The 17,273-nt window shown below is 66.0% G+C and carries 18 protein-coding genes and 1 riboswitch; of the genes, 4 read left to right on the top strand and 14 right to left on the bottom strand.

The window, feature by feature from the left end:
* Positions 1-24: 24 nt before the first annotated feature.
* The 8 genes from ACSBOX_RS06550 to hemE form a co-directional block, all read right to left on the bottom strand.
* The gene (locus ACSBOX_RS06550; protein WP_442545320.1) at positions 25-1,101 is read right to left on the bottom strand and encodes an LLM class flavin-dependent oxidoreductase; all 1,077 of its coding nucleotides are present in this window, start codon (positions 1,099-1,101) and stop codon (positions 25-27) included.
* Complete coding sequence (gene hemB / locus ACSBOX_RS06545; RefSeq protein ID WP_284751590.1) at positions 1,101-2,081, bottom strand: porphobilinogen synthase; 981 nt, start codon at positions 2,079-2,081, stop codon at positions 1,101-1,103. Before hemB ends, ACSBOX_RS06550 begins: the two co-directional genes overlap by 1 nt.
* On the bottom strand, positions 2,078-2,971 hold the full coding sequence (locus ACSBOX_RS06540; protein WP_442545319.1) for a uroporphyrinogen-III synthase: 894 nt from the start codon (positions 2,969-2,971) through the stop codon (positions 2,078-2,080). The genes hemB and ACSBOX_RS06540 overlap by 4 nt, the downstream gene beginning before the upstream one ends.
* 19 nt (positions 2,972-2,990) lie before the next feature.
* Entirely contained in the window at positions 2,991-3,992 is a 1,002-nt protein-coding gene (gene hemC, locus ACSBOX_RS06535; protein WP_442545318.1) for a hydroxymethylbilane synthase, read from the bottom strand.
* The gene (locus ACSBOX_RS06530; RefSeq protein ID WP_442545971.1) at positions 3,989-5,164 is read right to left on the bottom strand and encodes a ferrochelatase; all 1,176 of its coding nucleotides are present in this window, start codon (positions 5,162-5,164) and stop codon (positions 3,989-3,991) included. The genes hemC and ACSBOX_RS06530 overlap by 4 nt, the downstream gene beginning before the upstream one ends.
* 65 nt (positions 5,165-5,229) lie before the next feature.
* On the bottom strand, positions 5,230-5,931 hold the full coding sequence (hemQ, locus tag ACSBOX_RS06525; RefSeq protein WP_264636657.1) for a hydrogen peroxide-dependent heme synthase: 702 nt from the start codon (positions 5,929-5,931) through the stop codon (positions 5,230-5,232).
* 72 nt (positions 5,932-6,003) lie between these two features.
* A complete protein-coding gene (gene hemG / locus ACSBOX_RS06520) occupies positions 6,004-7,488 on the bottom strand; it encodes a protoporphyrinogen oxidase (RefSeq protein ID WP_442545317.1) in 1,485 nt (494 codons plus the stop codon).
* Positions 7,489-7,493: 5 nt separating this feature from the next.
* Positions 7,494-8,621, bottom strand: a complete 1,128-nt coding sequence (gene hemE / locus ACSBOX_RS06515; RefSeq protein ID WP_078108533.1) for a uroporphyrinogen decarboxylase — start codon at positions 8,619-8,621, stop codon at positions 7,494-7,496.
* Positions 8,622-8,769: 148 nt separating this feature from the next.
* On the opposite strand from hemE, the gene ACSBOX_RS06510 reads away from it, so the two are divergent.
* Positions 8,770-10,095 carry a glutamyl-tRNA reductase gene (locus tag ACSBOX_RS06510; protein WP_442545316.1) on the top strand — a complete coding sequence of 442 codons (1,326 nt, stop codon included), beginning with the start codon at positions 8,770-8,772 and terminating at the stop codon, positions 10,093-10,095.
* Between the two features lie 614 nt (positions 10,096-10,709).
* Here the strand turns inward: ACSBOX_RS06510 and ACSBOX_RS06505 are convergent.
* Both ACSBOX_RS06505 and moeB read right to left on the bottom strand, forming a co-directional pair.
* On the bottom strand, positions 10,710-11,696 hold the full coding sequence (locus ACSBOX_RS06505) for an SDR family NAD(P)-dependent oxidoreductase (protein ID WP_442545315.1): 987 nt from the start codon (positions 11,694-11,696) through the stop codon (positions 10,710-10,712).
* A gap of 35 nt (positions 11,697-11,731) precedes the next feature.
* Complete coding sequence (gene moeB / locus ACSBOX_RS06500; protein WP_442545314.1) at positions 11,732-12,943, bottom strand: molybdopterin-synthase adenylyltransferase MoeB; 1,212 nt, start codon at positions 12,941-12,943, stop codon at positions 11,732-11,734.
* 85 nt (positions 12,944-13,028) lie between these two features.
* On the opposite strand from moeB, the gene ACSBOX_RS06495 reads away from it, so the two are divergent.
* From ACSBOX_RS06495 to ACSBOX_RS06485, 3 genes are read left to right on the top strand one after another with little or no spacing between them, the layout of a single operon-like run.
* The gene (locus tag ACSBOX_RS06495; RefSeq protein ID WP_442545313.1) at positions 13,029-13,685 is read left to right on the top strand and encodes a TetR/AcrR family transcriptional regulator; all 657 of its coding nucleotides are present in this window, start codon (positions 13,029-13,031) and stop codon (positions 13,683-13,685) included.
* A gap of 50 nt (positions 13,686-13,735) precedes the next feature.
* Positions 13,736-13,960, top strand: a complete 225-nt coding sequence (locus ACSBOX_RS06490; RefSeq protein ID WP_268021085.1) for a DUF3107 domain-containing protein — start codon at positions 13,736-13,738, stop codon at positions 13,958-13,960.
* 45 nt (positions 13,961-14,005) lie between these two features.
* Complete coding sequence (locus ACSBOX_RS06485; RefSeq protein ID WP_442545312.1) at positions 14,006-14,308, top strand: hypothetical protein; 303 nt, start codon at positions 14,006-14,008, stop codon at positions 14,306-14,308.
* A gap of 97 nt (positions 14,309-14,405) precedes the next feature.
* On the opposite strand, the gene ACSBOX_RS06480 is transcribed toward ACSBOX_RS06485, so the two are convergent.
* From ACSBOX_RS06480 to thiO, 4 genes are all read right to left on the bottom strand, one after another.
* Positions 14,406-14,738, bottom strand: coding sequence for a 4a-hydroxytetrahydrobiopterin dehydratase (locus ACSBOX_RS06480; RefSeq protein WP_442545311.1), 333 nt, complete (start codon positions 14,736-14,738; stop codon positions 14,406-14,408).
* 59 nt (positions 14,739-14,797) lie between these two features.
* Positions 14,798-15,604 (bottom strand): thiazole synthase, encoded by an 807-nt coding sequence (locus tag ACSBOX_RS06475; protein WP_442545310.1) that lies wholly within the window; start codon positions 15,602-15,604, stop codon positions 14,798-14,800.
* Between the two features lie 3 nt (positions 15,605-15,607).
* On the bottom strand, positions 15,608-15,844 hold the full coding sequence (thiS, locus tag ACSBOX_RS06470; RefSeq protein ID WP_442545309.1) for a sulfur carrier protein ThiS: 237 nt from the start codon (positions 15,842-15,844) through the stop codon (positions 15,608-15,610).
* The gene (gene thiO, locus ACSBOX_RS06465) at positions 15,841-17,145 is read right to left on the bottom strand and encodes a glycine oxidase ThiO (RefSeq protein WP_442545308.1); all 1,305 of its coding nucleotides are present in this window, start codon (positions 17,143-17,145) and stop codon (positions 15,841-15,843) included. Before thiO ends, thiS begins: the two co-directional genes overlap by 4 nt.
* Positions 17,137-17,256: riboswitch (TPP riboswitch) on the bottom strand. Its footprint overlaps the gene before it by 9 nt.
* Between the last annotated feature and the right edge of the window lie 17 nt (positions 17,257-17,273).

Genomic DNA, 17,273 nt, shown 5'->3' with positions numbered 1-17,273 from the left:
ATTCTTTCAGGGATGAGGGGCGGTTCAGGCGCCGGCAAGCTGCTCGGCCACCAGTGGGGCCACCACGGTGCCGAAAAGTTCGATGCAGCGCATCATGGATTCGTGGGGCAGCGTCCCGTTGCTGTATTTGAGGTCGAAACGGTCCACATCAAGGTTCTGCTTCAGCAAGACGATCTTCCGGGCAACCGTTTCCGGCGAGCCGACATACAGGGCGCCCTCGGGGCCGCACATGGCGTCGAACTCGCCCCTGCTCGCCGGTCCCCAGCCACGTTCGGCGCCGATGCGGTTGCGCTGGGCCAGCCAATGCGGGAACAACTCCTCCCGGGCTTCCTCGTCGGTCGGAGCCACATGGCCGGGCGAATGCGTCGCAATCTGCTGCATGGAGTGGCCATATTTCCCCATGGCCTCGCGGTACAAATTCACCAGCGGGGCAAAACGGCGCGGTTCCCCGCCGATGATGGCGAAAATGATCGGGTAGCCGTATTGGGCGCAGCGCAACACCGATTCAGGAGTACCGCCCACGCCGATCCACGTCGGCAACAAGTGGTGTTCCAGCGGCGGAAAGACGCTCATTCCACTCACGTTCGGCCGGGTGCGGCCTTCCCAATGCACCGGCTTCTGCGCCCGGACCTTGTCGAAAAGTTCCAGCTTCTCCTCGAACAGGACTTCGTAGTCGGCCAGGTCCAGGCCGAACAGCGGGAACGATTCCACGAACGAGCCGCGGCCCAGCATCACCTCCGCACGACCATTGGAGAGAGCGTCAACCGTGGAGAAGCGCTGGAAGACCCTGATGGGATCGTCGGAGCTGAGCACGGTGACGGCCGAGCCGAGCCTGATCTGCGATGTCCGGGCGGCTGCGGCGGCGAGGAACACTTCGGGCGCCGAGACAGCGAAGTCGCGCCGGTGGTGCTCCCCCACTCCGAAGGCATGAAGCCCGACGGCGTCCGCCAGTTCCGCTTCCGCCAGCAGCTCCCGCAAAACCCGGGCGTGCGGTTTCGGGTTGCCTTCGGCGTCCACCCCGGCGTCACCGAAAGTGTTCAGTCCGAGGAGGATTTCCGTGGCTCCGACCGGGGCCGTGGGAGTGGAAGCGGTATCGGTCATCAGGACTCCTTAAGCCAGCCGGCAAGCTCGGAGGCCCAGTACGTCAGCACCATGTCGGCGCCGGCCCGCTTGATGCCGAGCACGGATTCTGTGATGGCGCCGCGGCGATCGATCCAGCCGTTCGCGGCAGCCGCTTCGATCATGGCGTACTCACCGGAGATTTGGTAGGCCGCCACGGGAACCGGGCTCATGGCGGCGACGTCGGCGAGGATGTCGAGGTAGCTCATGGCCGGCTTGACCATCACCATGTCGGCGCCTTCTTCGAGGTCGAGTTCCACCTCGATGATGGCTTCCCGGCGGTTGGCGGCATCCATCTGGTAGGTTCTCCGGTCACCCTTGAGCTGCGAGTCCACGGCTTCGCGGAAGGGGCCGTAGAAGGCGGAGGCGTACTTCGCCGCGTAGGCCAGGAGCGCGGTGTTCTGGTGTCCGGCTTCTTCAAGGGCCTGGCGAATCACGGCGATCTGGCCATCCATCATTCCGGACGGCCCCAGGACGTGGGCACCGGCGTCGGCCTGTGCTACTGCCATTTGGGCATAGATTTCGAGGGTGGCGTCGTTGTCCACGTAGCCGTTGGCGTCCAGGACACCGCAGTGGCCGTGGTCGGTGAATTCGTCGAGGCACACGTCGCCCATGACCACCAGGTCATCGCCGACTTCTGCCCGGACGTCGCGGATGGCTTTGTTCAGCACGCCGTCGGGATCCAGGGACGCTGTGCCGCGGGCATCGCGGACGGCGGGAACACCGAACAGCATGATGCCGCTGACACCCAGTTCCACGGCCTCGGCAGCGGCCCGCTTGAGTGAGTCGGTGGTGTGCTGGACGACGCCGGGCATGGAGCTGATCGGAGCGGGTTCGCTGAGTCCTTCGCGGATGAAGGCGGGCAGGATCAGGTCCGCGGGCGCCAAGCGGTGTTCGGCGGTCATCCGGCGCATGGCGGGGGTGGTGCGGAGCCGGCGGGGCCGGTGGTTTGGAAAGCTCAACTTTCGTTCCCTTCGGTGTCGAATACGGTGCGTAGGGCGGCCACGATGCCGGCGGGTGTGGGTTCCTTGGCGGTTGCCGCCACCGGAATGCCGAGAGCGGCAGCCTCTGCCGCCGTCGAGCGCCCGATCGCAATGAAGCGGCAATCCCGGAGCGGTGCCAACGAGTCGTGGATACGGCGTGCCGCGCTGGGCGAAGCGGCGACGACGGCGTGGAGCCGGCCGCCTGAAAGTTCGGCTTTGGCGTCTTCGGGGGTGAGCTCCGGCGCCGGGGAGGCGTCTCCCGCGTGCCAGCCGTTCGCCGCCACCAAAGCGGCAGTCAGCCGGCGTTCCGGGGCCGCCGGGTAGTCCACGGTGTGGTAAGCCGTCACCGCCTGGACCGAGGCCCCCTTGGCTTCGATTCCCTCCGCCAACATCGCATCTGCGATGTCCGCCTGTGGCAACAGCACGTTGGCCGGGCCTGTCGGCCAGACGGAGACGAGTCCTGCGGCCGACTGGACGTCCTCCGGCGCGAGGTCCACGGGAAGGCCTTCCGCTTCGAGGACCCGCCGGCTCGACGGTCCAATCGTCGCGATCCGGACGAAATCCGGAATCAGCTCCTTCAGCTCCATGCGCCGCTCGGCCGCCTTTTCCTTCAGGGCACGCACCGTGGTGATGCTGCTGACCACCAACCAGCCGTACGCTCCGGCGCGGAGGGCGTCCAAAGCGACCTCGAGTGAGTGCTGGTCCCGGGCTCGTTCGAAGTCGATCAAGGGCAACAGGAGCGGCTCCGCGCCGGCCTCGCGCAGGGCGCTGACGAGGGGGGCGGCACGATCCGGGCTGCGCGTCACAAGGACCCGGGCGCCTTCAAGGACCCGGGCCTCCCCCGACTTCACTGCACTGTGCCGTCCCATGGTCTCCTGTTGGCTCCGGTTATCGGGAAGCTGCAAGATCTGTGATGTCCGCGGCGCCCGCGGCGAGCAGGAGTTCGGCGACTTCGATGCCCAGCAACGTGGCACCCACCTCAGTGAGACCGTCCGTGGCCTTTTTCTCGCGCACGGACGTGCTCCCGTCCACGGCGCAGACAACTGCCTCCAAGTACAGCATGCTGCCCTTGCGGTAAGCGTAGGCGCCCACGGGCGCAGCACAGCCGGCTTCGAGGCGGGCCAGGACGGCCCGCTCCGCGGTCACGGCGAGCATGGTGTCTTCATCATTGAGTGCGGCCAGGGCCTGTGCGAGTGCGCCTTGGGAACCTTCGGCGTTGCCGGGCTGTCCGGGCGCGTCGGCCGTGCGGCACTCGATCGCGAGCGAGCCTTGTCCGGGCGCTGGAAGCATGACGCCGGTCTCGAAGAACTCCGTCACGACGTCGAGCCTGCCGATCCGTTCCAGTCCCGCCGCGGCGAGGACGACGGCGTCGAGGTCGCCACTCTTTCCGGGAACCAGCGCGTCTTCGGCGTTGCCGGGGAGCCCCGGAACGCGGCCCAGCCGGGTGTCCACGTTGCCGCGGATGTCCACGACGTCGAGATCCGGGCGGGCGGCGCGGAGCTGGGCGGCGCGGCGCGGCGATCCGGTGCCGACCTTGGCGCCTGCCGGAAGGTCCGCCAGCTTGAGGCCGTCACGGGCGCACAAGGCGTCCCGGACATCGACGCGTTTGGGAGTTGCCGCGATGATGAGTCCCGGCGCCGCACCCGTCGGGAGATCCTTCAGGGAGTGGACAGCGACGTCGCATGCGTTCTCCAACAGCGCGTCGCGAAGCGCGGCGACGAACACTCCGGTGCCGCCCATCTGGGACAGGGACCCCGTCCGGACATCGCCTTCGGTCTTGATGCGCACCAGTTCCACGGGGAAGCCACCGACGGCGGCCAGCTGGTCCGCGGCCTGCTGGCTTTGGGTGAGCGCGAGCTTGCTCGCGCGGGTACCGATCCGAACGGTCATTTCGCGCTTTCTCCTGCGGGGTAGGCATCATGTCCCGTGCCGACAGTGGTGTCCGCACCCGCAATCGTGGGCTTCTCCCCACGGAAGTTGGCGCAGCAGCCCGGACGGCAGATGTCGTACCACGGCCCCAGCCCGGTCATCGCAGGGCGATCGCCGATGTTGTTGGCTACCGTCCGCTCGCAAATGAGGTCCACCAGGCCGGAAACGAACGTGCGATGGGTTCCCGGGGTGGGAACGCGGGTCGCGGCGATCCCGAGGTTCTTGCAGGTTTCCAAGGCCTCGGTGTCCAAGTCCCAGGCCACTTCCATGTGGTCGGAGACGAAGCCGAGGGGGACGATCACGACGCCCTTGATTCCCTGGCCGGCCAGTTCCTCGATGGCATCGTTGATGTCGGGCTCAAGCCACGGAACGCTCGGTGCGCCCGAACGGGACTGGTACACCAAGGACCACGGAGCGGTGAGACCGGATTCGGCCTCAACGCGACGAACCACCTCGGCGCCGGAGGCCAAGTGCTGGGCCACGTAGGCGGAGTCCTGCTCGAACTCGCGGGGCTCTGCGTCCGAACGCCCGGCGGCTTCGGCGTCACGGGTCGGAATGGAGTGCGTCGCAAACAGGATGTGCACCGGAGCGTCCTGGAGACCGGCCGCAGCCAGTTTCTCCTTGACCTCCGCAAGTCCTGCAGCCGTTCCTTCCACGAAGGGTTCGACGAAGCCCGGGTGGTCGAAGTACTGGCGTACCTTGTCCACTTCGAGTTTGCCGTCGAGGCCGGTCTCCGTCAGGGCAATGCCGATGTCCTCGCGGTACTGGCGGCAGCTGGAGTAACAGGAGTATGCGCTCGTGGTGACCATCAGCAGCTTGCGGTGGCCGGCGTCGTAGGCTTCCTGAAGGGTTTGCGGAATGTAAGGATCCCAGTTGCGGTTGCCCCACAGCACGGGCAGGCTGATGCCGCGTGAGGCCAACTCCGCTTCGAGGGCGGCCTTGAGGTTCCTGTTTTGCTGGTTGATGGGGCTGATCCCACCAAACGCGCGGTAGTGGTGCGAAACCTCTTCAAGGCGCTCATCCGGGATGCCGCGGCCGCGGGTCACATTGCGCAGGAAGGGAATGACGTCGTCCTGGCCTTCTGGCCCGCCGAAGGAGGCGAGGAGGACGGCGTCGTACTCTTTGGGACCCATGCGTCCGGCCTCGGTGACGTCATTGACCTCCGTGAGGCTGGCCGGGCCAGTGGAGTGGCGGCCGCTCACGCGAGGACCTCGGCGATCTCCGCGGCGGTGATGCGGCGGCCGGTGTAGAACGGGATTTCCTCGCGGACGTGGTTGCGGGCGTCGGTGGCACGCAGGTGGCGCATGAGGTCCACTAGGTCAACGAGTTCGGGTGCTTCGAGGCCCAGGATCCACTCCCAGTCGCCCAGGGCGAAGGAGGACACGGTGTTGGAGATGACCTGGGGGAAGTCGCGGCCGAGCATGCCGTGATCGCGCAGCATCTTTCCACGCTCGTCGGCCGGCAGGATGTACCACTCGTAGGAGCGGACGAACGGGTAAACGCATAGCCACGTGCTGGGCTCGACGCCGCGCGCATAGGCAGGAACGTGGTTCTTGGCGAATTCGGCTTCGCGGTGGACGCCCATGGCGGACCAGACGATCTCAGTGCCGGCGAACAGCGCGCTGCGGCGGATATCACGCACGGCCTGCTGCAGGGCCTCGGGCTTGGCGCCGTGGAGCCACACCATGATGTCGGCGTCGGAGCGCATGGCGGAGACGTCGTAGCTTCCGCGAAGGACCACGCCGTCCTCGGCGAGCTTGGCAGCCAGCTGCTCGAAATCCTGAACAGCGTCGGCGCTGCGCAGGACATCGCCCGACCGCTTGAAGACGGTCCACAGCGTAAAGAACTGCTCTTCGGATTCGGCAGTTTTAGTGACAGATTCGGCAGAAGTGTGGCTCATGGTACAAGTCTGCCCCGTGGATGCCGCTAAGTCGAAATGCACCACTTCTACAAGGCGTAGAAGTGGTGTATTTCACAAGACTGCGTCGATTTGTGCGGAAGTGTCGGCAACCACGGCGGCCAGGCCGTTTCCGGCGAGCCAGCCGCCCACTACGGACAAACCGTCGGCTTCGGCGCAGATGCGGCGCACCTCGGCAACGCGCTGTTTGTGACCGACTGCCGCGAACGGCAAAGCGCCCGCCCAACGGACAACATCCCAATCGAGCACGTCTTCCCGGACAATCGGCACGGTCAGCAAAGTCGAGGCGTCGCGGAGCGCAGCGTCGAGCAGAGCATCGTCATTGAGTGAGGCGACGGATTGTGCTGCCGCCGGTTCAGGGGCGTCCGCCCCCTCGCCGCGCCCATAGGACAGGCGCAGCACGTGCGTTCCGGGGCCTGCTTCTTCCGCCAGCCAGTCCCACTTTGCCGTGGCATGCGTGAGCGCTTTCGCCTCGATCCCCTCGGTCTGCGGAGCGACGAGAATGCCGGTGCCGCGCGGACGACGGTCCAGTTCGGGCACGTCCACCACCAAGGTCACCAAGCTCACCAACGGGCCAGCGGCGGGGCGCAGCGCGGACAATTCGGGAAGCGCCTTCTCCAGCAGCCCGACGGCGGCCGGACCGTCGAGCGCCACCACGAGCCGGCCGGCGTCGTACGTTGTGCCCGCAGCGGTAGCCTGCCAACCGCTTTCGGTGCGGGAGATCGAATCCACCCGGGCTCCGGAAACCAAGGCGACACCCTGAGCTTGAAGCTCCGCCACGAGGGCGGCAACCAGGGTGTTCATTCCGCCTTTCAAGCCGCCGACGGCGGATCCCGCCTTCGCCGCCCCGGTTCCGTGTTGCTTTGAACCGGCTGCGCGCTGGCTGGCCACCGCCGCGGCCAACGAACCGTGCTGGCGCAATGCCGCACGCAGGCCGGGAGCGACCATGTCGACGTCGAGCAGCCCGGGGTCGGCGGAGTGCACTCCCCCTACCACGGGTGCCACAAGCCGTTCGAGCACCCGCTTGCCCATCCGCGCCCGGACCAAGGAGGAGACACTCGTGACCTCGGCGGAGGTACCGACCGATGCGGGCAAGTAGCGGTCAAGCGAGGCCCGCAAGGAGCCGGCAAAGCCCAAGGAACGCCGGACTTCCGGGTCCCAGGGATTCGCCGGGATTCCGAGCACTCCGGTCTTGGGCAGTTCCTGCGGGCCGTCGGGCAACTGCACCCAGGCACCTCCAGGATGGGGCGCCACGATGTTGCCGCCGAGCCCGAGATCGCGGGCGAGATCGGCCACAGCGGTGGAGCGCGTGGCGAAGGACTCGGCGCCGCTGTCCAGCACAAGGCCGCCGACAGTGTGCCGTCCCACGCAACCGCCCCACGCCTCGCCCGCTTCGAGCACCGTGACGGTGATCCCGGCCTTGGCCAGGCCACGGGCGGCGAGCAGGCCGGATATTCCGCCGCCCACGACGACGGCGGTCAAGCCGGCTGCTGAATCTGCGGAAGGTGCGTGTCCGGGCTGTGTTTGTGCCCCGCGCATGCCCGCTACCCTGCCGGGATCGAGTGGATGAGTTCCACTACCCGGGTCAGGACGGCCGGATCTGTCTCCGGGGGCACGCCGTGGCCGAGGTTCAAGACGTGGCCCGGGGCTGCGGAGCCGGCGGCGATCACCTCGCGGACATGGGCTTCGAGGACCTCCCACGGCGCGGAAAGCAGCGCCGGGTCAATGTTGCCCTGCAAGGGCACCGTGCCGCCCAGTCGACGGTTTGCCTCGTCAAGCGGCAGCCGGTAGTCCACGCCGACGACATCCACGCCGACGTCGCGCATCGCGACGAGCAACTCGGACGTTCCCGTACCGAAGTGGACCAGCGGCGCGCCGAGGTGACGGACGTGGTCAAGGGCGCGGGTCGAAGCGGGAGCTACGTACTTGGCGTAGTCGGCGAGCCCAAGGGACCCGGCCCAGGAGTCGAACAGTTGACCTGCCGAGGCGCCGGCTTCCAGTTGCGCCCGCAGGAACATGCCGGAGGCGTCGGCCGCCCAATTGGCCAGGGCGGTCCAGGTCTCAGGATCGGCGTGCATCATGGTGCGCGGACCGAGGTGGTCGCGGGAGGGCTTGCCTTCCACCATGTACGCGGCAAGCGTGAACGGCGCGCCGGCGAAGCCGATCAGGGGTGTTGTGCCGAGCTCCGCGACCGTCAAGCGGACGGCCTCGCGGATCGGTTCGAGGGCTTCCCACGTCAGCTGCGGCAAGGCGGCGACGTCAGCTGCCGTGCGGACGGGCTTGTCCAGCACGGGCCCGACGCCGGGGACGATGTCCACGCCGACGCCGGCCAGCTTGAGGGGGATGACGATGTCGGAGAAGAAGATCGCCGCATCAACGTCGTGACGGCGTACCGGCTGCAAGGTGATCTCGGAGGCAAGCTCGGGGCGCAGGCAGGAGTCCAGCATTGCCACGCCTTCACGGACTTTGAGGTATTCCGGCAACGAGCGGCCGGCCTGCCGCATGAACCACACAGGACGGCGGGACGGCTTGCCTCCGCGGTAAGCCTGGATCAGCGGGGAGTCTGCGGTGCGGCCATCCATTAGCGGGTGGCTTGCATCAAGGCCTGAAGCGGCTGTGCCGGAAATGTCGGTGGCCGACACAGAATGAGGCAGTGCGGAACTGGAAGTCATGCCTTCGATTGTGCCGAAGATCGGGGTCAAAAGATAACGACAGCCTGTCCCGCACTTTGCGGGGTGACGGGCATCACTGCGGGCAGTGCGGAGAACCACTGGCGCGCGTTGTTCTACATGGCGCCGAAAAAGCTATGATTGCTTTGCTGTGGTTCTTTTCTCATTGGTGGCTACACACGCCGACATCGATCTTGAGACCGTCGCTCAGTTGAGCAACGGTTCATCCGAGGTTGCCTCGTCCGCTTTGGCCGATTCCCAACTTGTCTCCGGCGCCGTGGTCCTGGCCACCTGCAACCGCTACGAAATCTACGGCGAAACCCAGCACGTCGAGAACCTTGAAGCCGCCCGTTCGGCGCTCGTCACCCAAATCAGTGACTTGAGCGGACTCAATGAGCAACTCGTCTCGCGCGCCTTCAGCACCCGTACCGGCCCCGAGGTCAGCAGGCACCTCTTCGCCGTCAGCGCAGGGCTGGACTCCGCCGTCGTCGGCGAACGCGAAATCGCCGGCCAAGTGCGCCGCGCCCTCATCACTGCCCAGCACGAAGGAACAGCCAGTTCCGGGCTGGTCCGCTTGTTCCAGGCCGCTTCCAAGACGGCCAAGGACGTAGGGGCCCAGACCGCCCTCGGTTCGCGGGGCCTGTCCATCGTTTCAGTTGCTCTGGACCTTGCCACCGACCTCTCGGAGAACGCCGACTGGAGCTCCAAGAAGGTTGTTGTCTTCGGGACCGGGGCCTACGCCGGAGCCACCATGTCGCTGCTGCGCGACCGGGGCTGCACCGACGTCTCCGTGTACTCGTCTTCCGGCCGGGCCGGCACTTTCGTGGCGACCCGCGGCGGAACCGCGCTCGACGCCGAAACCCTCCCTGCCGCCGTCGCTGCCGCCGATGTCATGATCGGTTGCAGCGGATCGGACACCCGTGTGGAGGCCGCAGAGCTTGCCAAGGTCCGCGCCCAGTCCACCCAGACGCTCATCGCGATCGACCTCGCGCTCACCCACGACTTTGACCCCGCAGTGGGCGAGCTCGACGGCGTCGAGCTCCTGACGCTCGAATCCGTGCGGCTCGCGGCACCCCAGGAACAAGCAGAGTCGCTGGCGCAAGCGAGCACCATTGTGTCCGGGGCGGCCGAGGCCTTCGAGCAGGAACGTGAAGCCCGGTCCGTCGATTCGGCCATTGTGGCCCTGCGCCGGCACACCATGAATGTGCTGGACGCGGAGATGGAGAAAGTCCGGGCCCGGCATGGCTGCACTGCCGCGGCCGAAGAGGTGGAGTTCGCCCTCCGCCGCATGGTCAAGCAGTTGCTCCACATCCCCACCGTCCGTGCACGGGAACTCGCCGCCAACGGCCAGCAAGACGATTACGTGGCAGCCCTCGAGGCCTTGTACGGCATCCAGGTGGAACAGCCTGCCGCGTCACCTGCGCCCTCGTGCCCTGTCGACCACCAACAGGCATCCCAGCAGGCTGAAAGCGCCTAGCCCACGCGACCCCGCACGCCCTGGGCGCCCTGCTCGAGGCCACTCTGAGCATGCCCTCCCCTGATCGCCCACGCAGAGCATGCCCTCCCCTGATCACCAGGACCGGACATAACAGGAATATGTCCAGCTGCAATCACCAAAAATGAGCATGTCCCTTGGTGCTGGTTCGCAAAGCCCCGTGCAGCTTCAATCCACGCAGAGCATGCCCTCCCCCGATCACCCCCGCAGAGCATGCCCTCCCCTGATCACCAGCACTGGACATAACAGGAATATATCCAGCTGCAATCACCAAAAATGAGCATGTCCCTCGGTGCCGGTTCGCGAAGCGCTGCCCGGGTTGCCGCCCACGCAGAGCATGCCCTCCCCTGATCACCAGCACTGGACATAACAGGAATATGTCCAGCTGCAATCACCAAGAATGAGCATGTCCCTTGGTGCTGGTTCGCGAAGCGCTGCGCGGGTTGCACCAAATGCTGATCACCCACGCAGAGCATGCCCTCCGCTGATCACCAGCACTGGACATAACAGGAATATATCCAGCTGCAATCACCAAGAATGAGCATGTCCCTTGGTGCTGATTCGCGAATCTGGTGCTGGTTCAAAACCCCAGGCCCCTAGGCGAACGCGTTGACTCCCGTCATTTCCGCAGACACGGCCCACAGCCTCGTCGCGGCTTCCGGGTCCACTGCGTGTGCATCCACTCCTTGGTACCGCGCGAGCGGCGAGGCAGGGTCCGTGGGCTTGGCGATGTCGCAGTCCTCGCAATACACCCCGCCCATGCCTGCCAGTGCCGGCGACGTGGCTGCCCAAGTGGACGTGGCGGCTCCCTGCTCCGGAGTCTTGAAGCCCTCCCTGATGTTGCCCGCATCGTCCATCCAACCCGCCGCGACCATCTCTTCGCGGGGCAGGTAGCGCTGGAGCTCGGTCATGATGCCACCGGGATGAACCGCGAAGGCCCGAACCCCGGCGGAGCGGCCCAGGCGGTCAAGCTCCACGGCGAACAGCGCGTTGGCAGTCTTGGCCTGGCCGTAGGCCTTCCACTTGTCGTAGCCGTTCTCGAAGTTGATGTCCTCGAAACGGATGGGCGAGAGTTTGTGCCCTGTGGAGGACAAGGACACTACCCGGGCCGAAGGGGCAGCCGTCAGTGCGGGCCACAAAGTGTTGAGAAGCGTGAAGTGGCCCAAGTGGTTGGTCGCGAACTGGGATTCCCAGCCCGGACCCACGCGTTGCTCCGGGCTGGCCATGATGGCCGCGTTGTTGACCAGGATGTCCAGGGTTTCGTTCGATGAGAGGAAGCGTGCCCCGAAATCCTTCACAGCCTGCTGATCGGCAAGGTCCAAAGGCTCTACGTTCACTTGTGACAGGCCGGCGGCGGCGAGGACTTCCTTCGCGTGTTCCGGACGGCGGGCGGGAACGGTGACCGCGGCCCCGGCGGAGGACAAGGCCCGCACCGTTTCCAGGCCGAGCCCGGAATAGCCGCCCGTCACAATTGCGGTCTTGCCGCGGAGGTCCACTCCCGCCACAACGTCCGATGCCGTGGAGCCGTGGCCGAAACCCGATCCGATGGGGTGTTGCGGTGTGGTCATGGATTCCTCGCTCATATCGGGACCTTTCATGTTCACCAGCGCTTGTCGGTTCAGTAAACGGGTTTGCCGGGCTCGACGTCGTGCACCCAAGCGAGGATCCCGCCGTCGAGGTGGCTGACGCGGGTGTAGCCGGCGCGCTGCGCCGCCGCGAGCACCGCCGCGGAACGAGTGCCGCCCTTGCAGTGGAACACGATCTCTTTGTCCTGCGGCAGTTCCGTCCAGGCCTCCCCCGCCAGGATGCGTCCCTGCGGGATGAGCACCGAACCGTCGATGCTCACGATCTCGTGTTCACCGATCTCGCGGACATCCACCAGTTCGAAGTCGCGTTCCCCCGCCGCACGTGCCTCGAGCATCCCGGAAAGTTCGGTGGCCGTGACCGTCGGAACCGAATCGCCGGCGGGCGCCGGGGTGATGCCGCAGAAGGCTTCGTAGTCGGTCAATTCGGTGATCGGTTCGGCCTCCGGGTCTTTCGAAACCTTGATTTCGCGCCAGCTGCCGCCAAGGGCGTCAAAGAGCGCCACCCGTCCCAGCATGGAGCGCCCGACGCCGGTGATCAGCTTGACTGCCTCAGTCACCATGAGCGAGCCGACAGCAGCGCACAGCATGCCGAACACACCGCCCTCGCCGCAGGATGGGACCGAGCCGGCAGGAGGGGCCTCGGGGTAGAGATCGCGGTAGCTGGGCCCGTGCTTCTCCCAGAACACGCTGACCTGGCCGTCGAAGCGGAAAATCGATCCCCAGACGTACGGTTTGCCGAGAATCGCCGCGGCATCGTTGACCAGGTACCGGGTGGCGAAATTGTCCGCGCCGTCCAGGATGAGATCGTAGCCGGAGAAAATCTCCAAGGCATTGGAAGAGTCCAGGCGGACGTTGTGCAGTTGCACGTTGACGAGGGGATTGAGTTCCTTGATGGCGTCCCGCGCCGATTCGATCTTCGGCCGTCCCACATCGCCTACGCCGTGGATGATCTGGCGTTGCAGGTTGCTGAGGTCGACCTCGTCGTCGTCCACGATTCCGAGCGTCCCCACTCCGGCTGCGGCGAGGTACAGCAGCGCCGGGGAGCCCAGTCCACCGGCCCCGATCACGAGGACTTTCGCATTCTTGAGCCGACGCTGACCGGCCGCACCGATTTCGGGAATAATGAGGTGGCGCGAATACCGTTCCACCTCTTCGGTGGTCAGTTCCGCCGCCGGTTCCACGAGGGGCGGCAGTGTTGAAGAAGGAGAGGGCGGCAACGTTTGGGCAGCAAAAATAGTGGCCATACTCCAAAGTATGCCTGCCGCTGCCGCCCGGTCATATTACTGCGCAGTATTGTGGTCATAACTGCAAAGGAAAGGCGGCAGACAAGTGGCTGAGAGTGCACGTATCAAACAGGAGGCACAGGTCAGGCAGGATCGGACCGGTTCGCCACGTTCGGCCAGGTTGCCACGCGATGAGCGCCGGGCCCAGCTCTTGAACGCCGCCTTGGAAGTCTTCGTTGCCAACGGGTTCCATGGTGCTGCGATGGACGAAATCGCCGATACCGCCCATGTCAGCAAACCGGTGCTGTACCAACACTTCCCGTCCAAGCGGGAGCTCTACATGGCACTCCTCGACAGCCACCTGGCCATGCTCACGGACCAGATGCTCACGGCGCTGAATTCGACGTCGGACAACAAGGAACGCGTCCAGGCCGTCATGCGCGCTTACTACCGTTTCATCGCGGGCGATGACCAAGCGCACAGGCTCGTCTTCGAATCCGATCTCATCAATGACCCGGACGTCAGTTCCCGTTTGGAGACGTTCAACCGCACCTTCGCCGACGCCGTCGCCAAGGTTATCGCCGAAGACACCAAGCTGCCCCCGCTGGAAGCCCAGCTGCTCGGCCGGGGCCTGGCTGGAATGGCGCAGGTCAGTGCCCGGTATTGGCTCGAGACCGACGGCGATTTGGACCTCGATGTCGCCAGCGATTTGATCTACCGTTTAGCTTGGCGCGGAATCAGTCGCTTCCCCAAAGAGTCCTAGGCTACAAATAGAGGACTGAGTAAATTCTTGATTGGCTGGGAGGCCCTGCTGTGGAAGTAAAGATCGGCATTCAGAACGTTGGCCGTGAGATCGTGCTGGAGTCCGCTCTGGATGCCGAGGCTGTTGCCAAGATCGTGGGCGACGCCATTGCCAATGGAACGGACCTGCGCCTGACCGACGAAAAAGGCCGCCAGGTCATCGTTCCCGGCAACGTCCTCGGATACGTGGAAATCGGCGCCGAGGAAGTACGCCGGGTCGGCTTCGGCGCGCTCTAAGCTTTTACACAAGAACACCAGAACACCAGCGAGCCAGGAGTCCGCATGCTCTCACTTGTCATCGTGGCGCTAGCCACCATCGCCTCGGGCTTCGTTGTCTGGGGAACTGACAAACGCCGTGGCACGTACGGAATCACCCTGCCCGCCGGCGTTTCGGTGGCCGTCGCCATGCTGAGTTGGATGATCTTCATCCAACTTGGCTTTGGCTACCAGCCTGGCGTGACGTGGATCCCCTGGGTCCTGCCCATCATTCTGGGTACCGTGGCGGCAGCGGCGGCCTCGTACTTCCTGGGCCACCACCGGGCCCGGCACGACACCGCCCAGCTGACCGCGGCGCTGCGACTCTAACCGGCGCTGCCCAAACGGGCCGGCGACACTCAAAGAGAACGGCGACTCCCGTATCCGGGCGTCGCCGTTCTGTTTGCGTGTCGCGGACAAATGTGGCTCAGGGTAGAGCTTCAGGTTTGGCAACCGCCCCGGCTTCCTTGGCTGCTCCGCTGACGCTCTGAGCTGCCCGGACGTCGCGTTGCGTCACCTCGCTCCCGGCGTCGTGGGAGGTGTAGCGGATGGACACCCGGTTGTACCGCCAGTCAAGGTCCGGGTGGTGGTTCTGCTGCTCGGCGATGCGCCCGACGGCGGCAATCAGCTTGAGTGCGGCAGCCGACGTCGGGCATTTATAGACCGTGACGAGGCCGCCCAGGCGGTACCGCCAGTCCGGCAATTCCGCCAAGGCATCGTCGATCGCGGACTTGGTGAGGATGTCATCCTTGCCGGCCATGGGAGCTCCTTCGCTGACACTGGATTCACAGGAATCCGCCAATGGCCGGCAGAAACCCGCTAGAGGAACTCTGCCCGGCCCTCCATGGCCGAGGACGCCAGCGCATGTTCCCGGCGCGGGATCCGGCCCGCCTGCTTCGCCAGCCTACCGGCGATGACCGCGTGTTTGAAGGCCTCGCCCATCTGCACCGGGTTCTGCGCACGGGTCACCGCCGTGGCGAGCAGCACGGCGTCGCAACCGAGCTCCATCGCCAGGGCGGCGTCGGACGCAGTGCCGATGCCGGCGTCGAGCACTACCGGCACCGAAGCGCGGGACACAATCAACTCGATGTTGTGGGGATTCAGGATGCCCAAGCCGGTGCCGATAGGCGCGCCCAAGGGCATCACCGCTGTTGCTCCGAGGTTTTCCAGTCGGAGCGCCAGCACGGGGTCGTCGTTGGTGTAGGCGAAGACCTTGAAGCCGCGGTCCACGAGTTTCTCCGTTGCATCCACCAATTCCACGGCGTCGGGCAGCAGCGTCTGCTCGTCGGCGATGACCTCGAGCTTGACCCAATCCGTTTCCAAGGCCTCCCGGGCAAGTTCAGCTGTCATGACAGCATCCTTGGCGGTAAAACAACCGGCCGTGTTGGGCAGGACCCGGATACCGTGGTCCACGAGCAACTGGAACAGCGAACCTGTTTCCGTCGGTGAGTACCTCCGCATGGCAACGGTGGTGAGTTCCGTGCCGGAGGCCAGCAAGGCCGCGCCCAGGCCGTCCAGGCTCGGGGCTCCGCCGGTCCCCATGATGAGGCGCGAGCCGAACTCAACCCCGTCGATCACCAGGGCGTCTGTCCGGGTGCTTGCTGCTTGCGTGCTTGATGCGGTCATGGTTCAGCCTCCCTGTACTGCGGTAACGATTTCGAGTTCGTCGCCCTCTGCGAGCGCGGTGGCAGCCCATTGGCTGCGCGGCACCACTTCGGAATTGCGTGCGACGGCGACTCCGATCTTGCGTCCGTCGGCCGCCTGGCCGCTGGGGTCCACAAGCCGTCCGGTGATGTGGCTGACGAGTGTGGTCACGGACGCGCCGTCGCCCAGCGTGTGGTCTGTGCCGTTCAATTTGATGTTCATGCGTGGTCCTTCGGAAGGGGATTTGGGGTGTCGGCCGAGGGGCCGCCTGTGGATGCCCTCGCTGCTGAGAGCGGGCGGGAGAAGCGGTCCGGGCGGAATTTGTTCCACCGCGGATCGGCGTTGCCATCCATGAGTCCGACGCAGATTTTCGCCGCTGCCGGGGTGAGGAGCACGCCGTGCCGGAAAAAGCCGCTGGCCACGATGAGGCCCGGCACGGTTCCTTCGCGACCTTCGACGCGGCCCAGCAGCGGTGCGTTGTCCGGTGTGCCGGGGCGGGCACGGGCGGTCGCCTCGAGGAGTTCCAGTTCGGCAACAGCCGGAACCAGTACCTGGGCGTCGCGGAGCAATTGGTACACGCCGCCGGCTGACACCGGGTTGGATCCTCCCCCGGACGCCGACAAACCGTCTTCGCGTTGCGTTGCGCCGATCACCACGGTCCCGTCGCCGCGGGGAACGATATACACGGGCACTCCGCGCACCATCCCACGGACGGTGGCGGTGACAAGGGGTTGCAGGTGCTCCGGGACGCGCAGCCTCAGTATGTCGCCGTACACGGGACGCAGTGGCAGCGACAATCCATCCGGCAGGCCGTTCAAGCGGGCAGCATCCAGTCCGTTGGCCACCACTGTTTCGGCTGCGAGGATTTTGGCGCCCGAACCGAGCACCGCCCCGACGACGCGCCCTTCCTCCCATAGGAGGCCCGCCGCTGTGTCGTGGACCGCAAACCCGTCCCCGGCCCCCGCGATCCAGCTCGAATCGCCGGGCTGGTGGTCTGCCAAGGCACCGAGAATCGCGGCCGAGAGCCGGCGCGGATCCACTTGGTGATCGCCCGGGATATCGAAAGCACAGGAAATCTGCGGGCTCAAGAGCGGCTCGCGCTCCCGCGCCTCGCGCAACGGGACGGATTCCACCACCAGGCCATGGGCGAGCTGGACGTCACGAAGGTCGGCGAGCGCCCGGCGGTCCGCGGCGTCCGCACCGACGGCGAGGGTCGGCGTCGTGCGGTAACCCGTGCCGCGTCCGGCACTGGAGGCGGTCACATTGCGTTCGAAGTCCGGCCACAGCGCCGAGGATTCGAGCATGAGCTCCAGGAGGTCCTCTTCCTGGTAGTGGAGTTCACTGACGGGCGCCAACATGCCGGCCGCCGCAAAGGTGGCACCGCTCGCCGGTGCGGGATCGATCAGGGCAACCGAGCGGCCGGAGCTGCGGGCTTCCCACGCGATGCCCAGGCCGATGACGCCGCCCCCGATCACCGCCACATCCGCGTGCAGGGGCCCGTTCCGGGTGTTTGCTTTTTCCATGGAGTCCTTCCCTACGCCGGTACTAGCCGGATCAGGTCAAGCGGTCGGCGCTGAAGCCCTCTCAGCCGCGCGGCGATTGTGACCGCCGCCGCGGCTCCCGCGGTACCAGCCCAGTTTAGAGGAACTAC

It is taken from the genome of Arthrobacter sp. KN11-1C, from assembly GCF_052180225.1.
Lineage (GTDB): Bacteria > Actinomycetota > Actinomycetes > Actinomycetales > Micrococcaceae > Arthrobacter.
The sequence above is the reverse complement of the archived record's forward strand: the minus strand, read 5'-3'. Positions and strand labels throughout refer to the sequence as shown.